The following is a 307-nucleotide window of genomic DNA, read 5'->3' on the forward strand; positions in this document are numbered from 1 at the left end:
GCAAAACCATCGCAATCGCTAACCAAAAAGGCGGCACAGGGAAAACAACGACCACCGTCAATTTAGGCATTGGCCTTGCTAATTCAGGTAAAAAGGTATTGCTGGTCGATGCGGACCCACAAGGTGATTTGACCACCTGCCTGGGCTGGCCCAACCAAGACGAGCTGCCAATTACCCTATCTACCCAAATTGAACGGCTGATCCGCGATGAACCATTCCATTGCCGAGAAGGGATTTTGCGCCATGAGGAAGGCGTTGATCTCATACCGTCCAGTATCGAATTGTCCGGAATGGAAATGACGCTGGT

1 protein-coding gene is annotated in these 307 nt (G+C 50.8%); it reads left to right on the forward strand.

The features are described 5' to 3' along the window. Positions 1-8: 8 nt before the first annotated feature. The coding region (locus NE619_RS19380) for an AAA family ATPase (RefSeq protein WP_256133883.1) at positions 9-307 on the forward strand (299 nt) is incomplete at its 3' end.

The organism is Anaerovorax odorimutans (genome assembly GCF_024459955.1).
Taxonomy (GTDB): domain Bacteria; phylum Bacillota; class Clostridia; order Peptostreptococcales; family Anaerovoracaceae; genus Hominibacterium; species Hominibacterium odorimutans_A.